The sequence below is a fragment of the Haloferax sp. Atlit-4N genome, from assembly GCF_003383025.1.
Taxonomy (GTDB): domain Archaea; phylum Halobacteriota; class Halobacteria; order Halobacteriales; family Haloferacaceae; genus Haloferax; species Haloferax gibbonsii.
In genome coordinates this window covers 218,370-234,885 of record NZ_PSYY01000001.1, presented here as the reverse complement: position 1 = coordinate 234,885, position 16,516 = coordinate 218,370, and the positions used below count along the sequence as shown (strand labels likewise).

At 67.8% G+C, this 16,516-nt stretch carries 22 protein-coding genes; 10 read left to right on the top strand and 12 right to left on the bottom strand.

Annotated elements, in window-relative coordinates; translation table 11 throughout:
* Positions 1 to 28 precede the first annotated feature (28 nt).
* Positions 29 to 451, bottom strand: coding sequence for a Holliday junction resolvase Hjc (hjc, locus tag C5C07_RS01200; protein ID WP_004973874.1), 423 nt, complete (start codon positions 449 to 451; stop codon positions 29 to 31).
* 71 nt (positions 452 to 522) lie between these two features.
* The gene (locus tag C5C07_RS01195) at positions 523 to 1,311 is read right to left on the bottom strand and encodes a TrmB family transcriptional regulator (protein WP_004973875.1); all 789 of its coding nucleotides are present in this window, start codon (positions 1,309 to 1,311) and stop codon (positions 523 to 525) included.
* A gap of 121 nt (positions 1,312 to 1,432) precedes the next feature.
* Here C5C07_RS01195 and C5C07_RS01190 point away from each other — a divergent pair, with 121 nt between their 5' ends.
* Both C5C07_RS01190 and C5C07_RS01185 read left to right on the top strand, forming a co-directional pair.
* Complete coding sequence (locus tag C5C07_RS01190) at positions 1,433 to 1,765, top strand: multidrug efflux SMR transporter (protein ID WP_004973876.1); 333 nt, start codon at positions 1,433 to 1,435, stop codon at positions 1,763 to 1,765.
* A gap of 61 nt (positions 1,766 to 1,826) precedes the next feature.
* Complete coding sequence (locus tag C5C07_RS01185; protein ID WP_115804401.1) at positions 1,827 to 2,516, top strand: hypothetical protein; 690 nt, start codon at positions 1,827 to 1,829, stop codon at positions 2,514 to 2,516.
* Between the two features lie 40 nt (positions 2,517 to 2,556).
* Here the strand turns inward: C5C07_RS01185 and C5C07_RS01180 are convergent, their stop codons facing one another.
* The gene (locus C5C07_RS01180; RefSeq protein ID WP_004973881.1) at positions 2,557 to 3,843 is read right to left on the bottom strand and encodes an adenosylhomocysteinase; all 1,287 of its coding nucleotides are present in this window, start codon (positions 3,841 to 3,843) and stop codon (positions 2,557 to 2,559) included.
* Between the two features lie 98 nt (positions 3,844 to 3,941).
* Between C5C07_RS01180 and C5C07_RS01175 the strand changes: the two genes are divergently transcribed.
* Entirely contained in the window at positions 3,942 to 4,253 is a 312-nt protein-coding gene (locus tag C5C07_RS01175; protein WP_004973886.1) for a helix-turn-helix transcriptional regulator, read from the top strand.
* A gap of 52 nt (positions 4,254 to 4,305) precedes the next feature.
* Here C5C07_RS01175 and C5C07_RS01170 read toward each other — a convergent pair whose 3' ends face one another.
* Entirely contained in the window at positions 4,306 to 5,598 is a 1,293-nt protein-coding gene (locus C5C07_RS01170) for an amidohydrolase (RefSeq protein WP_004973887.1), read from the bottom strand.
* Between the two features lie 163 nt (positions 5,599 to 5,761).
* Between C5C07_RS01170 and C5C07_RS01165 the strand changes: the two genes are divergently transcribed.
* From C5C07_RS01165 to hisG, 3 genes are all read left to right on the top strand, one after another.
* The gene (locus C5C07_RS01165; RefSeq protein WP_004973888.1) at positions 5,762 to 6,106 is read left to right on the top strand and encodes a hypothetical protein; all 345 of its coding nucleotides are present in this window, start codon (positions 5,762 to 5,764) and stop codon (positions 6,104 to 6,106) included.
* Complete coding sequence (locus tag C5C07_RS01160; RefSeq protein ID WP_004045277.1) at positions 6,103 to 6,615, top strand: winged helix-turn-helix transcriptional regulator; 513 nt, start codon at positions 6,103 to 6,105, stop codon at positions 6,613 to 6,615. The genes C5C07_RS01165 and C5C07_RS01160 overlap by 4 nt, the downstream gene beginning before the upstream one ends.
* 180 nt (positions 6,616 to 6,795) lie before the next feature.
* Positions 6,796 to 7,641 (top strand): ATP phosphoribosyltransferase, encoded by an 846-nt coding sequence (gene hisG / locus C5C07_RS01155; protein WP_058826871.1) that lies wholly within the window; start codon positions 6,796 to 6,798, stop codon positions 7,639 to 7,641.
* Between the two features lie 29 nt (positions 7,642 to 7,670).
* Here hisG and C5C07_RS01150 read toward each other — a convergent pair whose 3' ends face one another.
* The 4 genes from C5C07_RS01150 to C5C07_RS01135 form a co-directional block, all read right to left on the bottom strand.
* Positions 7,671 to 8,639: a CPBP family intramembrane glutamic endopeptidase gene (locus C5C07_RS01150; RefSeq protein WP_115804400.1), complete on the bottom strand. Its 969-nt coding sequence runs from the start codon at positions 8,637 to 8,639 to the stop codon at positions 7,671 to 7,673.
* A gap of 33 nt (positions 8,640 to 8,672) precedes the next feature.
* Positions 8,673 to 9,050 (bottom strand): hypothetical protein, encoded by a 378-nt coding sequence (locus tag C5C07_RS01145; RefSeq protein WP_004973890.1) that lies wholly within the window; start codon positions 9,048 to 9,050, stop codon positions 8,673 to 8,675.
* 81 nt (positions 9,051 to 9,131) lie between these two features.
* Positions 9,132 to 9,701, bottom strand: coding sequence for a TATA-box-binding protein (locus tag C5C07_RS01140; protein WP_004973891.1), 570 nt, complete (start codon positions 9,699 to 9,701; stop codon positions 9,132 to 9,134).
* A 58-nt stretch (positions 9,702 to 9,759) separates the two neighbouring features.
* Positions 9,760 to 10,071 (bottom strand): DUF5658 family protein, encoded by a 312-nt coding sequence (locus C5C07_RS01135; RefSeq protein ID WP_004973892.1) that lies wholly within the window; start codon positions 10,069 to 10,071, stop codon positions 9,760 to 9,762.
* Between the two features lie 158 nt (positions 10,072 to 10,229).
* Here C5C07_RS01135 and C5C07_RS01130 point away from each other — a divergent pair, with 158 nt between their 5' ends.
* Both C5C07_RS01130 and C5C07_RS01125 read left to right on the top strand, forming a co-directional pair.
* Positions 10,230 to 11,186, top strand: coding sequence for a methyltransferase domain-containing protein (locus tag C5C07_RS01130; protein ID WP_115804399.1), 957 nt, complete (start codon positions 10,230 to 10,232; stop codon positions 11,184 to 11,186).
* A gap of 94 nt (positions 11,187 to 11,280) precedes the next feature.
* Positions 11,281 to 11,490, top strand: a complete 210-nt coding sequence (locus tag C5C07_RS01125) for a hypothetical protein (RefSeq protein ID WP_115804398.1) — start codon at positions 11,281 to 11,283, stop codon at positions 11,488 to 11,490.
* A gap of 18 nt (positions 11,491 to 11,508) precedes the next feature.
* Here C5C07_RS01125 and C5C07_RS01120 read toward each other — a convergent pair whose 3' ends face one another.
* From C5C07_RS01120 to C5C07_RS01110, 4 genes are all read right to left on the bottom strand, one after another.
* The gene (locus C5C07_RS01120; RefSeq protein WP_115804397.1) at positions 11,509 to 11,961 is read right to left on the bottom strand and encodes a hypothetical protein; all 453 of its coding nucleotides are present in this window, start codon (positions 11,959 to 11,961) and stop codon (positions 11,509 to 11,511) included.
* 261 nt (positions 11,962 to 12,222) lie between these two features.
* Positions 12,223 to 12,744: a hypothetical protein gene (locus tag C5C07_RS20970; protein ID WP_147299482.1), complete on the bottom strand. Its 522-nt coding sequence runs from the start codon at positions 12,742 to 12,744 to the stop codon at positions 12,223 to 12,225.
* Positions 12,745 to 12,867: 123 nt separating this feature from the next.
* Positions 12,868 to 13,470 carry a protein sorting system archaetidylserine decarboxylase gene (locus tag C5C07_RS01115; protein WP_115804396.1) on the bottom strand — a complete coding sequence of 201 codons (603 nt, stop codon included), beginning with the start codon at positions 13,468 to 13,470 and terminating at the stop codon, positions 12,868 to 12,870.
* Positions 13,470 to 14,495 carry an AAA family ATPase gene (locus C5C07_RS01110; protein WP_004973898.1) on the bottom strand — a complete coding sequence of 342 codons (1,026 nt, stop codon included), beginning with the start codon at positions 14,493 to 14,495 and terminating at the stop codon, positions 13,470 to 13,472. Before C5C07_RS01110 ends, C5C07_RS01115 begins: the two co-directional genes overlap by 1 nt.
* A 141-nt stretch (positions 14,496 to 14,636) precedes the next feature.
* Here C5C07_RS01110 and rnz point away from each other — a divergent pair, with 141 nt between their 5' ends.
* The gene (gene rnz, locus C5C07_RS01105; protein ID WP_193363454.1) at positions 14,637 to 15,584 is read left to right on the top strand and encodes a ribonuclease Z; all 948 of its coding nucleotides are present in this window, start codon (positions 14,637 to 14,639) and stop codon (positions 15,582 to 15,584) included.
* A 48-nt stretch (positions 15,585 to 15,632) separates the two neighbouring features.
* The gene (locus C5C07_RS01100) at positions 15,633 to 16,511 is read left to right on the top strand and encodes a PhzF family phenazine biosynthesis protein (RefSeq protein WP_004973900.1); all 879 of its coding nucleotides are present in this window, start codon (positions 15,633 to 15,635) and stop codon (positions 16,509 to 16,511) included.
* Positions 16,512 to 16,516 lie beyond the last annotated feature (5 nt).

Sequence of the window (16,516 nt, the reverse complement as noted above, 5' to 3'; positions counted from 1 at the left end):
GCGGAGAACGAGACGCCGCGCCGCGACCTCAGTCGTCGCCGAGTTTGGTCTGCGTCGGTCCGCCGGTAAAGGACTCGAAGTCCTCGCCCTCCGCCAGCGCCGTCTCCTTTTTGACGCGGTAGTTCCCGCCGTCGGTCACGTAGAGGTCGCCGGGGTGGAAGAAGTACCAGTCCTCGCGGTCGAATCGGACGGCGATGCGGGCCTTCGCGCCGAAGTTCTGCGAGAAGTAGATGAGCGCTTCGACCTCCTCGCCGTCGAGGTAGATGGGGCGACCGCTGGAGGCCTTCGCCTCGATGGCGTAGAACACCTCGCCGTTGCCCGCGAGCACGTCGGGGAGTTCGCGCGTCGTCGCGCTCCCGGAGGCGGGCGCGCGCATGACCGCGAAGCCGGCCTCGTCGAGGCGGTTGACGAGTTCGCGCTCGCGTCGGTCTCCCTTTCTGTTCGAAGACATGGTCGGGAGTCGGCCGCGGGCGGTGATAAATGGGGCGAACGTCGTTCGAGAGCGCCGCCGGACCGCCGGCGTCACTCGAAAAGCGGGACGGCGTCGGGCCACAGCGCTCGGAACTGGCGAGCGAACTCGTCGACGACCCCCGCGTCCGTCACCACGACGACGCCGAGGCGGTCGGCGGCGGACTGTGGGTGCGGAATGTCGACCGACGCGACCGTCCCGTCGACGACGTCGAACGAGACCGGCAGGCTCGGCAAGCACCGGACTCGGACCGTCTGCGGCTTCGACGCCACGAGTTCCCGAAACTCGTCGGGGAGCGAGTCGAGCACGGGGTCGCTGAGGAGCAGCGACACGTCGAGGTCGTCGCGAGCGCCCTCGAAGAACGCGTCGAACTCCGTGCGGAGCGTCTCCCACGAGGCCCGCTCGTACGGCGGGCCGACCGCGGCCGAGACGGACTCGGTCGCCGCCCGCACGTGCTCGTGCATCGCCGTCCGCATCTCGTCGCCGCCGAGACGGCCGAGCCAGACGCTCCCGTCGGCCGGTGGCGTCGGCAGGAGGTTCGACCGGACCGCGTCGGCCACGTCGCGGTACCGCGTCCACTCCTCGCGCAGTTCCGCGGCGCGCTCGGCCAGCAGTCGCTCGACCGCCGCGGCCGGGTCGACGGCGGCGTACCGCGTCGGCTGGGTCGACTGCGCTCGGACCAACCGGCGCGCCCGAAGCCCGTTGAGCACGTCGTAAACACGGCCGTTCGGGACGCCGCTCGCGTCCGAGACGGTCGCGGCCGTCGCGGCACCCGTGACGAGGAGCGTCCGGTACGCCTTCTCCTCGTAGTTCGACAGGCCGAGTTCCCCGAGTTCGGTCATGGTCGGGACTCTCTCGCCCACGAGTTAGTAGTTTGATATTTCTTGTTCGGCGGCGAGCAACGGACCGCAAGTGGCGGGCGATTGCGGAACGCTCATCGGGGTCGTGGCGGGACCGACGGGCATGAACCCGTACGCGTTACTCGCCGGCGCAATCGCGTCGGAGCTGGTCGGAACGACCGCGCTCAAACTGTCCGCGGGCTTTTCCAAGCCCCTCCCGAGCCTCGGCGTGGTGGTCGGCTACGGGCTCGCGTTCTACCTCGTCTCGCTGACGCTTGAAGAGCTCCCCATCGGCGTGGTGTACGGGACGTGGGCCGCGCTGGGCATCGTCGGCGTCGCGGCCATCGGCGTCGTCGTGTTCGACGAACCGGTCGACCTGACTGGCGTCGTCGGTCTGCTTCTCATCCTCGCGGGCGTCTACTGCGTCAACGTCCTCTCGGAGATGGCCGCGCACTGACGCCGGCGTCGATGCGGACGCGCCACCAGAGCTTTGAGTCGGCTGACGGACAGTTCCCCGTATGAACCGCGAGAACCGGCGTGCCGTCGTCCTCCTCGTCCTCGGGGTCGCCCTCCTCGCGAACCCGCTGTACCTCTATCCCGACGGCGTCTCCTACGAGAAGACGTACACCTACGAGGCGTCGGCGGTGGACTACCCCCCGCACACCACGGACGCGTTCTATCGGGTCAAATCGTGCGGGTGGAACCCCCTCCAGTCGGCGGAGTGCGCCGGCATCATCGACATGGCCCGCGGCGACCCGGTCGAACTCGAGTTGAACCCGGACCGCGACGTCTACTCGGAGTTCTGGTCGTTCGACTACGTCCGGACCGACGGCCGCTACTTCGAACCCAACGCGACGCTCGACGGGCGCACCCTCACGCTCTCGCTCCACCCGGTTTCGACCGAGACGGTGAAACGCGACCTCTCGGAGGACCTCGACGAGGTTCCACACCACGTCCGCGAGGCCGTCCGGAACGGCAGTAGCACCGTGACCGAAGAGCACGCGTACGAGGCGCGGTCTCACTACGTCAGACACGACGGCCAGTACTACGTCGTCGAGCCGGTCGAAAGCGAGCGCGTCCCGACCGGCTGGGGGTGGAAAGCGCCGTCCGACGCGGCTATCGACGCGATGCGGCTCGCGGCGTGGATAGGCGGCGTCGCGTGCGTCTGGCGGGCCGGCGAGTGGACCGAGCGCGGTCGAGAAGAGTAAAAAGCGGTCAGTGTGCGGGGTGGTGGGCGAGCGAGCCGGCTTACGTTCCGTGGGCCCAGCTACCCATGTACTCGCGCTGTTCGTCGGTCATCGAGTCGAACTCGATGCCCTCGGCTTCGAGCTTGATTTCGGCGACCTCGCGGTCCAGTTCGTCGGGCACGTCGTGGACGCCGGCGTCGTAGGCGTCGCCGTTCTCGACGAGTTCGCGGACGACGACGGCCTGCACGCCGAACGACTGGTCCATGACCTCGACCGGGTGGCCGAGCGCGATGGGCGACGCGAGGTTGACGAGGCGGCCCTCGGCGAGGACGTTCAGCCGGCGGCCGTCTTCGAGTTCGTAGGCGTCGACGCCGTCACGGGCCTCGTACTCGTCGACGGCGAGGTCCGACAGCGCGTCGAGGTCGATTTCGATGTCGAAGTGCCCGGCGTTCGCCAGCAAGACGCCGTCTTTCATGTTCTCGAAGTCCTCGCGGGTGATGACGTCGCGGTTGCCGGTGGTCGTGATGAACACGTCGCCGACCGTCGCGGCCTCCTCCATCGGCATCACGTCGTAGCCCTCCATGTGGGCTTCGAGCGCGCGGCGGGGGTCGACCTCGGTGACGATGACGTTCGCGTTCTGGCCGGACGCCTTCTTGGCGACGCCCTTGCCGCAGTAGCCGTAGCCGCCGACGACGACGTTCTTGCCGGCGTACGAGAGGTTCGTCGTCATGGCGATGGTCGCCAGCGACGACTCGCCCGTGCCGTGGACGTTGTCGAACAGGCGCTTCATCGGCGTGTCGTTGACGGCGAAGACGGGGTAGTTCAGTTCGCCGTCCTCGTCCATCGCGCGGAGGCGGTGGACGCCGGTCGTGGTCTCTTCGGCCCCGCCGACGATGGTCTCGATGAGTTCGGGGTACTCCTCGTGGATGGTGAAGACCATGTCCATGCCGTCGTCGACCGTGACGGTCGGCTCGTGGGCGATGACGGCGTCGATGGCCGCGTAGTAGTCCTCCTCGTCGACGCCGCGGACGGCGTAGGAGGTGATGTCGTCGTTGGCGTCGAGCGCCGCCGAGACGTCGTCGTGGGTCGAAAGCGGGTTGCAGCCGGTGATGGCGACTTCTGCGCCGCCGAGCGCCAGCAGTTCGACGAGGTTCGCCGTCTTCGCCTCGACGTGCATCGCCATGCCGACGACCTCGCCGTCGAGCGGCTGTTCCGACTCGAACTGCTCGCGGAGTTCCTGCAGGATGGGCATGTGCTGGAGCGCCCAGTCCATCTTGCGTCGTCCCTCGGTCCGGGCGGCCTCGACGTCGTCGAGGTGCTCGGAGACGGGAGCGTAGTGTTCGCTCATACCCGTGGGTTCGGAGAGGGGTCCGAAAACCCTACCGAAGGCGGTCGCCGCCCCCGAATCTACAAGTGTCAACGGGGAGATTGTATCGCCGAGGGCCGATGCTCGTCATAGACAACGGCAAGACGGTCGCCGAACAGGAGCTGTTCGCCCTGATGAGCGCCCCCGCGGTTCCCGACCTCTTGCGCGTCGCCGACGAGCCGCTGACGGTCAAGGAGCTGAGCTGTCGGGCCGACGTGCCGCTGTCGACCGCCTATCGGGAGGTCAAGCGGCTCCACGAGGCGTCGCTGTTCGAGAAATCCATCATGGTCGACCACAGCGACGGACGACACGTCGCGCAGTACCACCGGACGTTCGAGCGCATGGAGGTCAGCGTGACCGACGACGGACTGCGCATCGAGTTGGCCGGGTAGCGGGGTCGGAGGTCAGTGCGGCGGCGGAGGCGGCGAACCGGACGGCGGCGATTCAGACGCGCTCGCGGAGCGACGCGACCGCCTCGCCGGCGCGGGCCATCACGGCGTCCTCGTCGAGCGTCAGCACCTCGCGGTCCCGCATCAGCACCCGGCCGTCGCAGACCGTGTGGCGAACGTCGGAGCCGCGGGCGGCGTACGCGAGGTGACTCACGAGGTCGTTGGCGGGCGTGAGGTGCGGGGCGTCGAGGTCGACGACGGCGAGGTCGGCCGCGCCGCCGACTTCGAGCGCGCCGCCGGGGAGGTCGATGGCGTCGGCCGAGCCGGCGGTCGCCATCCGCACCACGTCGCCGGCCGCGACGGCGCTCGCGTCGTCGGCGGCGAGTTTCCCGAGCATCGCGGCGTCGCGCATCTCGTCGAACATGTCGAGGTCGTTGTTCGAGGCCGCGCCGTCGGTTCCGAGACCGACCGTGACGCCCGCGTCGAGCAGTTTCTGGACGGGAGCCATGCCGGAGGCGAGTTTCATGTTCGACGCCGGGCAGTGGACGACGCCGGTGCCCGCGTCGGCGAGGAGGTCGATTTCCGCGTCGTCGACGTGGACGCCGTGGGCGAGGAAGTCGTCGGCGGTGAGCATGCCGAGTTCCTTCGCGTACGACAGCGGGCGCTCGCCGCGCTCGTCGACGATGGGGTCGACCTCGTCCGTCGTCTCGTTGGCGTGGTAGTGGACCGGGATGTCCTCGGCGTGCGCGTCGGCGACGAACTCGCGGAGGAAGTCCTCCGCGACCGTCGTCAGCGAGTGCGGCATCGCGGCGGTCCGAATCCGGCCGTCGGCCGCGCCGTCGAACTCGCGGGCCACGTCGAGGCTCTCGTCGATGTCGGCCCGCGCGTCCTCGTCGTCTTTCCCGAGCGTGACGACGCCGTGGCCGAGGCGGGCGCGGAGGCCGGCCTCGTCGACCGCGGCGGCGACCTCGGGGACGTGGAAGTACATGTCCGCGAACGCGGTGGTCCCCGACTTAATCATCTCCACGAGGCCGAGTTCCGCGCCGACGCGCACGTCCTCGGGCGTGAGCGCGGCCTCGGCGGGCCAGATGTCCTCGCGGAGCCACGCGTCGAGCGGCTTGTCGTCGGCGTAGCCGCGCAGGAGCGTCATCGCCACGTGGCAGTGGGCGTTCACCAGACCGGGCGTGACGAGACAGCCCTCGGCGTCGAGCGTCTCGTCGGCGTCGGCGTCGAGGTCCGCGCCGATGTCGAGGATGGTCCCCTCGTCTCGGTCCACGAGTACGTCCGCGTCCTCGACCGTCGCGTCGGGGCGGAGCACCTGTCCGCCCGCGATTCGGAGCGTGTTCATGTCGCTCGTTCGGGTCGGCGGGGTGGTGAATCCACCGTCTCGCGGCCGCGAGAGCCGACCGTCGGTTTCGCCGGTGAGCGGGCCGAATACCGGCGGTAGTCCGATTCCCGAAAATCGAGAACGAGCACGCCCCCTTAGGTTCGGACCCCCAGTATGGGGGGATATGGAGCCCCCGTGGAACCTCGCGCTCGTTCCGGGGCACGTCCAAGGCAGTCCGTGGATGACCGCGGTCGTCGTCCTGGCGGGAGTCTCGTCGGTGACGCTGGCCGCGCTCGGCGTCGCCGTCTTCCTCCGGCGGCGGACGCGGTCGCACCTGCTCGTCGCGCTGGCGCTCTTGGCGTTCGCGTCGCGGGCGGCCGTCGCCGCGTTGACGCTCGGCGGCGTCCTCTCGGACTTCGACCACCACGTGGTCGAACACCTCTTGGACCTCGTGATGGCCGGGCTCGTCCTCGCGGCCATCTACTACGCCCGGAGCATCGAGCGCGAGGCGGGGGTCAACGACCCATGAGTGAGACACGAACCCGCGTCGCCGACCACATCAAGCACAACCCGGGAGTCCACTTCAACGAGCTCGTTCGCGCGCTCGACCTCGCTCCCGGCCAGGTACAACACCACGTCCGCAGACTGCTCTCCGACGAGACGGTCCGCCGCTCCGAGTTCTACGGTCGGACGCACTACTTCCCCCCGGAGTTCGACGCGTGGGAGCGCGGCGCGCTCGCGCTCGTCCGCCGGGAGACCGCCCGCGACATCCTCGGCCACCTCCTCGAACACGGCGACGCCCGCCCCGACGACGTGGCCGACGACATCGGCGTCGCCCGCAGCACGCTGGAGTGGCACCTCGACCACCTCGTCGAACGCGACGTGGTCCGGAAGGAACGCGACCTGCACAACCGCGTGACGCTCGTCCTCACCCACCCCGAGCGGACGACCCGACTGTTAGACGACGTGTCCCCGTCGCTCCCCGAGCGGTTCGTCGACCGGTTCGACCGCCTGCTCGACCACCTCGTCGAAGGATAGCCGCGGGTCGTCTGCCGACACTCTTCGTCGGTTAGTTTTATCCCCAGTCACCAGACCGACGGTTCTACACCTCGTCCGCGCCGGCGAACGTGACGGGAGCCATGGCTGACAGTTCGTCGACGTGTCAAAAACCGTTCCGGCTTGCGAAAGTCAATTACCTCCGGGACGAGACGGAGAGGTATGCGAATCGCCGTGCCCAACAAGGGCCGCCTGCACGAACCGACGATTGAACTCCTGGAGCGTGCGGGGCTGCACCTCGACAACGGTGCCGAGCGCAAACTCTACGCCGGGACCGTCGACCCCGACGTGACCGTGCTGTTCGCCCGCGCCGCCGACATCCCCGAGTACGTCCGCGACGGGGCCGCCGAGGTCGGCATCACGGGCCTCGACCAGGTCCGCGAGTCGGGCCACGAACTCGAAGACCTGCTCGATTTGGAGTACGGCAAGTGTCGGCTCGTCCTCGCCGCGCCCGAGGACGGCGACATCGAGACCGTCGAAGACGTGTCGGGCAAAGTCGTCGCCACCGAGTTCCCGCACATCGCGCGGACCTACTTCGAGGAAGAGGGCATCGACGCCGAGGTCGTGGAGGTCACGGGCGCGACCGAACTGACGCCGCACGTCGAGATGGCCGACGCAATCATCGACATCACCTCGACCGGGACGACCCTGCGGGTGAACCGCCTCGCGGTCATCGACGAGGTGCTGTCGTCGTCGGTCCGGCTGTTCGCCCGCCCCGACGTGGTCGACGACCCGAAGGTCCAGCAGTTGCTCATGGCGCTCGAATCGGTCCGCTCCGCGGAGGGCAAGCGCTACCTGATGATGAACGCGCCGCGCGAGAAACTCGACGAGGTGAAGGAGGTCATCCCCGGCCTCGGCGGTCCGACCGTGATGGACGTCGCCGGCGACTCGACGGTCGCCGTCCACGCCGTCGTGAACGAACGCGACGTGTTCGAGGTCGTCAGCGACCTGAAGAACGTCGGCGCGAGCGGCATCCTCGTCACCGAAATCGAGCGGTTAGTCGAGTAAGCGACGCGGCCGCGTACCCGTCGTGCGTGTTATTTCTTCCAGCGCAGGTCCGGCACCGTGACCGACGGCTCGAACCCGAGTTCGCCGCGGCGCGCCCGGACGTAGGCCGCGATACAGACCGCGCCGAGCAGTATCGCGCCGACGCCGAGCAGGCCGGCCTCCGGGCCGAACGCGCCGCCGGTAATCACGTCGGGGCCCCGTTCCGTCGTCTCGACGAGCGACGTGCCGAAGTCGAGGCCGCTGACCGCGAAGCCGAAGACGCCGCCCTGCACGAAGTTCCACGAGATGTGGATTCCCGTCGGGATGGCGAGGTCACCGGTGAGCGCGTAGCCGAGGCCGAGCATGACGCCCGCGAGGGTGATGCTGGTCGTGCTGGCGAACCCCGCGTTCGGGTTCGTGTAGTGAGCGACGCCGAACACCGCCGACGAGACCACGAGGCCGCCGGCGACCGCCGCGTCCGGGCCGAATCGCCAGCGGAGGCCCTCGGCGACGTCGGTGAGGACGACGCCCCGGAGCAGGAGTTCCTCGGCGATGCCGACGACGACGAAGAACGCGAGGAGCGAGCCGACGCCGAGTAGTCGGTCGACGCCGAGCGGGACGGAGGAGACCGCAATCCAGTCGGCCGCGACGCCGACGACGAAGACGGCGGTCATCAACCCAGTTCCGAGCGCGAGGCCGAACGCGAGGTCGACCGCCCACTCGCGGTCGAACCGGAGACCGAGGTCCGCGACGGTCCGCCGGTCGACGTACCGCGCGACGACGAGGGCGGCGAGACCGCTCGCCCCAACAGAGACGAGCGAGACGACGAGCGCGACGAGTCGACTTGATTCGGCGAGACCGCCGAGGGCGGCCGAGAGCGAGACGGCGACCACGAGCGAGACGAGGACGAAGACGACGGGCGTCGCGAGCAGTCGAAACGGGGCTCGCGGCCGGCGTTCCATGTCGTTCCAGAGGAGGCGACGGGGAGACACGACGGGTGATTCAGCGGCCGCGGGCAAGAAAGTACGGCGAGAAGGGACGCGAGCGCAGCCTCAGATGGGCGCGCTCGTCAGGATGACGGTGAGACCGAACAGGACGAGGCCGAGGAGTACCGAGACGACGAAGTGGATGGTCACCACGTACGCCGACAGGCGGTTCGACCGGCCGTAGAGGTACTTGACGAAGCCGAAGTCGAGCCCGATTGCGAGCGCGAGCGCGACGAAGGAGTTCCAGCCGAAGGTGGTGAAGACGACGGCGATGGCCGCGGGAACCGGCCCGACGGCGAACGCCTTCTTGAGTTCCACGTCGCCGAGGACGTTCCGCGCGGCGATGTGGGCGGTGAGAGAAAGGAACAGCGCGAACAGCGCGAACGTTCCGGCGACGGCCGTAACCGGCGCACCGGCGGCCGTCTGCAAGGTGAGCGCGTCCATACCGGTCCGAGGGACGCGACTGACTTAGGTTCGGTCGATTCGGGTCCCGGTTACGCGGCGCGGTCGCGGGACTCGGAGAGGTTAGAACGACCCGTTCAGGAGACCGAGTTCGGAGAGGCGCGAGATGATGACGTCGACCGCCGCTTCGGCGTCTTCCGGCTTCTTCCCGCCCGTGATGACGAGCTTGCCCGACCCGAAGAGAAGCGCGACGACGCTCGGTTCGTCGAGACGATAGACGAGTCCAGGGAACTGTTCGGGCTCGTACTCGATGTTCTCGAGACCGAGGCCGATGGCGATGGCGTTGAGGTTCAGGTTCTCGCCGAGGTCCGCGCTCGTGACGATGTTCTGGACGGTGATTTCGGGGTCGTCGTCGACCGGTATCTGAAGCTCGCGGAGCTTGTCGAAGACGATTTCGAGGCTCTCGTGCACGTCATCCGTCGACTTCGCGCCGGTACAGACGATTTTTCCGGACCGGAAGATGAGCGCCGCGGACTTCGGCTCTTGGGTGCGGTAGACGAGTCCCGGGAACTGCTCGGGGTCGTAGTCGGCGCCCTCGAGGTCCATCGCCACGCTCTGGAGGTCGAGCTCTTGGCCGATTCCCGTGGAGGCGACGACGTTTTCGATGTTGATTGTGTCCTTGGGGTCGGTCATGCAACGATTTAAGGCACGTATTTAAGGTTTAAAAAGATTGGTGCAAGGAATTGACAGCTTACGCGCGGCGACGAATAATCCGGACGTTCCGAACGGTGACGACCGCACCGAGAAGTGTCAAGGAAATGGGAACCGCGAGTCGTGCGACCGCCGGTCTGAGCACCCAGTAGGTGGCGAAGAACAGGGCGACCGAGACGAGTTTTAACACCGCGAACGAGCCGGGTCCGGGGTCGCCACCCGAGATGAGTCGCACGACTGGATTCCCTTCCTGCACGCCGGCCATCCTGACACCGAGGACGGTCGTGACGTAGTCGCCGAGGCCGTAGGCGAGCGCCGCCGCGCCCCAGAGGATGGCGTCGAGAGAGGCCATGCGGGTGGATTCGGAGCGGCCACTATAAGTCTCGCCGTCGCCGGATTGTCACGTTCGGCGGCGTCGCCATCGGTCGGGGTGCGCGTCACCGCGCTCGCGGGAGCGACGACGACCGATACCCTCATTTCCGCGGCCCGTCAGGTCCGAGCGTGTACGGATTGGAACTCGCCGGCGAGGAAGACGACTTCGCCGCCCGCGAGGCCGAGTCGGCCGCGACGGGCGTGACGGTCGTCGCCCCCGGCCTCGCCACCGCCCGCGGCGTCGAACCGGAGCGCGCGAGGCGACTCGCCTACACCCGGCGCGTCGTCGAACTGGTCGGTCGCTGCGAACCCGATATCGACGCCGCGCGCGCCGTCGTCGCGGCCGCGAACGTCGACCGCGAGGGGACCGTCGCCGTCCGCGCCCGAGACGTGCGGGGTCTCACGGATATCAGCACGACCGACGCCGAGCGCGAACTCGGCTCGGCGCTCGTCGACCGCGGCTTCGGCGTCGATTTGGACGACCCCGACCACGAGCTTCGGGCCTACTTCTCCGAGGACGCCTGTCTCGTCGGCTGGACCGCGGTCAAGGCCGTCCGCGACTTCGCCGACCGAAAGCCGACCGACCGACCGTTCTTCCAGCCGGGGAGCATGGCGCCCGTGGACGCCCGCGCCTTCGTCAACATGGCCGGCGCGGAGCCCGGCGCCCGGATTCTGGACCCGATGTGCGGCACCGGCGGCGTCCTCCTCGAAGCGGGCCTCGTCGGCGCCGACGTGGTCGGCGTCGACGCCCAAGCGAAGATGGTCGGCGGCGCGCGCGAGAACCTGCGTCACTACGTCGGCGACGGCGACGTAATCCGTGGCGACGCCACCGCGCTCCCCCTCCGCGACGACTCGATGGACGGCGCGGTGTTCGACGCTCCCTACGGCCGGCAGTCGAAAATTGCCCGCCACTCGCTTTCGGACCTCGTCGGCGGGGCGCTGGCGGAGGTCCGCCGAGTCGCCCCCGAGTGCGTGATGGTCGCCGACCGGTCGTGGACCGAGGAAGCGGAAGACGCCGGCTGGGAGGTCGAACGCGTGTTCGAGCGCCGAGTCCACCGGTCGCTGGTGCGGTACGTGCATCTGCTGCACCGGTAGTCGGAATCGGCGGCGTCGATGGGTTCGGTCGCGGCCGGGGGTTCTCCGGTCAATCGCTCGACAGGACTATCAGCGAGTACGTCGAAGCGAACGCATGTTGAGGACAGTTCGAGAAATCCTCGTCGAGGCGTACGACCCCGACCCGCGAGCGATGGTCGTCGTCGCCATGGGGTCGTCGTTTCTGCTGTTTTCGCTCCTGACGTATCCGGACGGGTCGAGTCCGTACTACTTGTTCGCGCTCGTGGTTGCGGTCCTCTCGCTCCTCGGCTCGCTGGCGATGCTCGCCGTCGAGGGGCTCCGGTAGTTGTGGTGGACGAGGCCGCTACAGCTCTTCCTTCTGAAGCGTGAGTTCCCCGTCCGAGCCGACGCGCAACATCACGTACTCGTAGTCCTGAATCCGTTCGTCGTACGCCACCTCGCCGTCGACGAGGAGCGTCACGTCGCAGGTCTCGGCGTCGACCTCCCGGGTGAGCGTCTTCGTCTCGCCCGGCGAGAGTCCGATATCGTCCTCGCGGCACGCGGGCTTCAGCACGACTTCGCCGGAGAAGTCGCCGCTGACCCGCACTCGAACGAGTTCCGAACCCTCGCAGAACTGCGGCCAGCCACACTCGTCCGTGGTGGTCGCGGTCTGTCCGGATTCGGTCGTCTCTGGGTCGGGGGCGGTTGTGGTCGTCGTTTCGGTCGTCGTCTCAGACGAGGATATGGATGGACTACCGAGACACCCGGAGAGGAGAGCGAGCGAACCGAGCGACGCGAGGATCCGTCTGCGCTGCATGAGACATAATTCAGACATCATGTTAAGTGCCTTGTGCGCTCGTTTGTCACCAACTTCGTGACAGCAAGATGAGCGGGTTCGCCCCTAAATACGAGGTGACTGCTGGTTGGCTGTGGCTCGATGAAGCAGACGATGTTAGCTGGGAAGTTGAACAGCTGTCCCAGTAGTGGTCTATCAGTCATTAGCTCGGGACAGACAGCTACGGCACCAATAGCGTGTTTTCCGTCGCGAACAACCCCGTGTCAGGTCGAGGTTCGGCCATCAACTTTCTGACGACCGTAAGAATTCGAGTGCGGCATCGAGTCCACCCTCCCTATACTTCAGTATCGCAGCGGCAGTCACTACAACCCCGACTAACAGGAGACCGACTCCGACAATGAACGTCGTAGACCGGGGTTGGAACCCGCTCTGGTTGACTACAATAGAGCCGCTGAGAAAACCGACGAAAGCGATTCCCGCAGGAGGTAGTCGTTGTGGCTCCCAATCTGGTGTTCCCCCCGACGAAGAGGACCAAACACTAGAATCAGCATCCGGCTGTGCGAATGAGGACGAACTGCTCCCGCTCTCGGTACTCGCGACAGTTTCGAACAGCGCTTCAGCCTCAGAGAAAGACTCTACCTCTCGGACCGGAACCGAGAAGTCATTTCGTTCGTCGGAGAAGTCGCTGGGAACGTAATCCGACGTGACAACTTTCATCTTAAGACGCTTGTTGTCAGTAACTTCGTACACCCCGTCTTGCTTCTTTTCGAGCCGCCAACTGCCCTCTCTCCTCACGACACCCATACGTCACATAATAATGCAATCTATAATATTATTTTCTTATGAGTAGTTGAGCCGCAGAGGGCGACAGGCCGTGATGAGTCTCAGGCTGTGGGGCCAGATGACAAAAATAACCGAATTACCGAATCAACGCCGCGCCAACACCGTCTCGCCCGCCCGCACCGACTCGCCCTTCTCGACGACCACGTCGTCGGAGCCGTACTCCGGCGGCAACAGCACGTCGGCCCGCGAGCCGAAGTCGATGTGGCCGAGTCTCTGCCCGCGGACGAGTTCGTCGCCGGGTGCGACGTACGAGTGAATCCGGCGGGCGAACGCCCCGGCGATGAGCGACACTTCGTGGTCGCCCTCGTCGGTGTCGAGTTCGATGTCGACGCGCTCGTTGCGGTCGGAGTCCTTCGAGAACGCCGGTTTGTGCGCGCCGGGGCGGTGGGTGACGGTTCGGACCGCGCCGGAGACGGGCGCGCGGTTGACGTGCACGTCGGTGACGTTCATGAACACGCCCACGCGGACGCGGCCGTCCTCGACGCGAATCACGGAGACGCGCCCGTCGGCGGGGGCGACGACGCCCGAGTCGTCGGGCGGCGAGCGCTCGGGGTCGCGGAAGAACCAGAGGACGAGCGCGCCCACAGCGAGGAGAACGGCCCCGAGCGGCGGGAAGACGAACGCCGCGAGCGCCGCGCCGACGAAGGCGGGGAGCGCGAACCGTCGGTAGCCTGGTGCGAACTTCATTATGCCTCGCCGCGGACGTCCGCGCCCCAACTCGTGAGGAGGTGGGTGATGTGCAGGCGGTCGTCGATACCCGTCGAGATGTCGAGGTCGACCTGCCCGGCGAGGACGTGCAGGCGGGCGAGTTCGCCGTCTGCGAAGCGCTCGGGGGTCGAGTCGGCGACGCGGAGGATGTCGCGGAGGAGCTCCTGTCCCTCGTAGCCCTCGTCGTCGAGGAGCGTCGTGAGGGTCTTGCGGGCGTCCTTGATGTCGCCCTCGCGGGCGTTGATGAGGAGCGTCTTCAGTTCGTCGTCGAAGCCCACGTCGCCGAGGGCGGCGTGGACCGTGGACATCGTGACCTCGTCGGCTTCGGTGGCCGTCCGCTGGGCCGAGAGGATGGCCTTGCGGACGTTCCCGTTAGAGGCGTCGGTGAGGAACTGGAGGCCGCCGTCGTCGTAGTCGACGCCCTCGGCGTCGAGGATGTCGGCGAGGAGGGTTTCGAGGGTGTCGTCGTCCGGCGCGGGCATGGGAACCGGGAAACACCGCGAGCGAATCGGCGGGATGAGCTTCGAGGGCTGGCGGGTGGTGATGACGAACTGCGTGGTCCGGTGGTGCTGTTCCATCACGCGGCGGAGCGCCTGCTGGAAGTCCTCGCGGATGGATTCGGCGTTGTCGAGGACGATGGTCTTGTACTCGCCGGACATCGGGGCGTAGCTGGCAGACTCCTTCAGCACGCGGTTTATCATGTCGCGTTTCGCCATGCGACTGCGGCCGTCGAGGAACTGCTCGAACCGCGGGTCGGCGCGAATCTGCTTTTTCGTCCGGTTGAAGAAGTCCGCGACGTTGAGTTCGATGAGGTCGTTTTCGGGGTCCGAATGCGCCTCGCGAGCCAGCGCGCGAACGGCGGCGGTCTTGCCGACGCCCGGCGGGCCCTGCACGACGAGGTTCATCGGTTCGTCCACGGCGCGTCGGAGGCGTTCGCGGACCTCCGGCTGTGGGAGGTCTTCGAGCCCCGGCGCGTGCGTCTCGGTCCACAGCGGCGCGTCCATTGGACTCCGGTAGCAGACGGTCGGGTAAGAATCGGTCGGTCCGGACCGTCGGACGGACTCGGGCTTCCTGCGGGCGAGCCCCGAAGCCGCGACCGATTCGACGCACGTTTAGTCCCGCCGCTATCATTGTGGTGCATGTCCATGCGCGCGACCTTCCTCGGGACCGGCGGGGCCGTCCCCACCACGGCGCGTGCGCCGAGCGCGTTCCTCGTGAACCGCGACGGCGAGCGCCTGTTGTTCGATTGCGGGGAGGGCACCCAACGCCAGATGATGCGCTACGGGACCGGGTTCGGCGTCAGCCACCTGTTCGTCACCCACCTCCACGGCGACCACATCCTCGGCATCCCCGGCCTGATTCAGACGCTCGACTTCAACGACCGCGACGCCTCGCTGGCCATCCACGGCCCGCCGGGGAGCAAGCGCCACCTCGAAAAGCTCGTCCACGCGGGCGGCTATCAACCCGGCTTCCACGTCTCCGTCCACGAGGTCCGCCCCGGCAACGTCGCCTACCGCGCCGACGACTACGAGGTCCGCGCGTTCGACACCGAACACCGGACCGCCTCGGTCGGCTACGCACTCGTCGAAGACGACCGCCCCGGGCGATTCGACCGCGAGAAGGCCGAGGAACTCGGCGTTCCCGTCGGCCCGGCGTTCGGTCGCCTCCACGCCGGCGAGGACGTGGAACTCGAAGACGGCACGGTCGTGCGCTCCGAGCAGGTCGTCGGCGACCCCCGACCCGGGCGAACCGTCGTCTACACCGGCGACACCCGCCCGCTCGATTCGACCGTCGAAGTCGCCCGCGACGCCGACCTGCTCGTCCACGACGCGACGTTCACCGACGAGGAGGCGGAGCGGGCGAAACAGACCGCGCACTCGACCGCCCGCGAGGCCGCCCGAATCGCCCGCGACGCCGACGTTCGCCGGTTCGCGCTGACGCACATCTCCGCCCGGTACGCCGCCGACCCGAGCCCGCTTCTCGAACAGGCCCGCGAGGTCTACGACGGCGAGGCGTTCGTCGCCGAAGACGGCCAGAAACTGGAGGTTCCGTACGCCGACAGCGACGGCGGCGGAGCCGAGACCGGCGAGTAGCCCGCGGGCCGCGGTACGCTTTTCTCCCGGCCGGGCGCATCCGTCGGTGTGCCGCAGAACGCCTTCCACACCGTCGACGTGTTCGCCACGGCGAGGTACGCCGGGAACCAGCTCGCCGTCTTCGAGGGAGCGGACGCGCTCAGTTCCGAGCAGATGGCCGCGCTCGCCAACGAGATGAACTACTCGGAGACGACGTTCATCGAGGGAGGGTCGCCCGACGACGGCTACGACGTTCGCATCTTCACGCCGGACGGCGAGATTCCGTTCGCCGGACACCCGACGCTCGGGACGGCCGCCGTCCTCCGCGAGCACTTCGGGGCGGGCGACGAGGTGACGCTGAACCTCGGCGTCGGTCCCATCTCGGTCGAAGTTCGGTCCGACGGCAGCGACGACGAGCAGTACTGGATGACGCAAAACGCCCCGGAGTTCGGCGCGGAACTCGACCGCGAGACGCTCGCGGAGGTGCTGTCGCTCGATGCGGCCGACTTCGACGCGGACTGGCCGATACAGGTCGTCTCGACCGGCCTGCCAGCGGTGATGATTCCGCTCTGCGACCGCGACGCCCTCGCCCGGAGCGAGGTGTTCGTTCCGGCGTACCGCTCGTTCTTCGACGACGTGGGCGTCGAGAACCTCTTTCTGTTCTGTCCGGACCCCCGCGACGACGCGAACGACTTCGCGGCGCGGATGTACGCCCCCGGCCACGGCGTCGCCGAGGACCCCGCGACTGGTAGCGCGAACGGCTGTTTGGCGGGCTATCTCGCCCGTCATCGCTACTTCGACGACGACGAAATCGAGGTCACGGTCGAGCAGGGCTACGAGATGGGCCGTCCGTCGCAGCTCTACCTCGAAGCCGAGGACCGAGGCGGCGAGGTGGCGGTCCGCGTCGGCGGGCGCGTCGAGTTCGTCTCGAAGGGGAGACTCGTCTGAGCGGC